The following is a 1,896-nucleotide window of genomic DNA, read 5'->3' as shown; positions in this document are numbered from 1 at the left end:
GGGGGTACTTCTTGAGTGCAGCAGATTTTATTACCAAACCTTCAAAAAGAAAGCGTTATTGTTATAGATAATGCCACTTTCCATAAATGGAAAGATAGGAAAAACATGCTAGAAGATGCTATAGTTTGCTTTGTTTTCCTCCTTATTCCCCTGATCTCAATCCTATTAAGAAAAAATGGGCTCAAGCCAAACATATAAGAAGAATAGTACCTTGCTCAATTGATCTCTTATTTCAATTCCATTTTTCGCAATCTTTTTATACTGATTTAGCTATATACTGGAGATCGGTACGATCAAATAAAGAAATAAGGGTGCAAACGTTGACGTAGTCAACCTTATTGGTATTGATTTGTAATTTTAGGCTTAATTCGTAGATTTTGAACGAAAAATATTCGTTGTTTTTTTATTGACATAAATTTTTTTATTCGAGAATTTTGTTAATTAGCTCTCTTGGAAAAAAATCAAGTGAAGAAATCGTTAAATAACAATAAAAATAGAAAGCTTTTAATTTACGAACTGCTGTTAATTTAATATTTTTTTTATTTTGGTTTTTTTTTTATTGACAAGATCCCGATCAATGAATATACTTATTAAGCAAACGTTAATTTTATATTTGTAAATGAAAAAGGTAAACTCATTTTTCTTGCTCATTGTTTTTCTTGATATGATGAATTGTTCATATGCGTGGAAGCCAAGAAATCTTTTGCTTAGAAAAAGTGAAAAACAACCTGCAGCCCCACAACCTGCAGCCCCACAACCACAACCCGCAGACCCACAACCTGCAGCAGCACAGAATCAGGAAAATAATTTTTTTGCGGAACTGTTTTTAGCGCTGGATCGTTTGCAAAATGAACAAAATGGTCTTTTTGCAGAAGTGCTTACTAATTTCCAAGGTCAACAAAACGATCTGGTTGCAGCAGCACTAGATAGGCTGGACGACTTACAAAATGAACAAAACAATTTTCGTGCAGCGATACTATTAAACAATTTCCAAGGTCAACAAAATAATTTGATTGCAGTAGCGCTGGATAGACTGGGCGACTTGCAAAATGAACAAGATAATCTTCGTGCAGAATTGCTTAATAATTTACAAAATCAACAAGAAGATAATCCCTGTGTAGCAGTACCTGCAGACCCACAACCTGCAGCAGCACAGAATCAGGAAAATAATTTTTTTGCGGAACTGTTTTTAGCGCTGGATCGTTTGCAAAATGAACAAAATGGTCTTTTTGCAGAAGTGCTTACTAATTTCCAAGGTCAACAAAACGATCTGGTTGCAGCAGCACTAGATAGGCTGGACGACTTACAAAATGAACAAAACAATTTTCGTGCAGCGATACTATTAAACAATTTCCAAGGTCAACAAAATAATTTGATTGCAGTAGCGCTGGATAGACTGGGCGACTTGCAAAATGAACAAGATAATCTTCGTGCAGAATTGCTTAATAATTTACAAAATCAACAAGAAGATAATCCCTGTGTAGCAGCACCTGCAGCTCCAGCACCAGTAGCAGCATTTGCAGATCAAGCACTACTAGAAGTATATGAAGATCCAGTGGCAGAATTTTTACCAGCACCTGAAGATCCAGTGGCCGCATTTTTACGAATACCAGAAAATCCAGTGGCAGGAATAGCAGAGGCACTAGCACTTTTACAAGCACCTATAGATCCAGCACCTGCAGCTTCAGCACCAGTAGCAGCATTTGCAGATCAAGCACTACTAGAAGTATATGCAGATCCAGTGGCAGAATTTTTACCAGCACCTGAAGATCCAGTGGCCGCATTTTTACGAATACCAGAAAATCCAGTGGCAGGAATAGCAGAGGCACTAGCACTTTTACAAGCACCTATAGCTCCAGCACCAGTAGCAGCATTTGCAGATCAAGTACATGAAGA

General features: G+C 37.1%; 1 pseudogene. It reads left to right on the top strand.

What is annotated here, in order from left to right:
- Positions 1 to 667: 667 nt before the first annotated feature.
- Positions 668 to 1,896: pseudogene (locus tag K737_RS00355) on the top strand (hypothetical protein); the annotation flags it as partial.

The organism is Holospora undulata HU1 (assembly GCF_000388175.3).
GTDB lineage: Bacteria > Pseudomonadota > Alphaproteobacteria > Holosporales > Holosporaceae > Holospora > Holospora undulata_A.
Note: the sequence above shows the minus strand (reverse complement) of the source record. Positions and strands in the feature narration are given on the sequence as shown.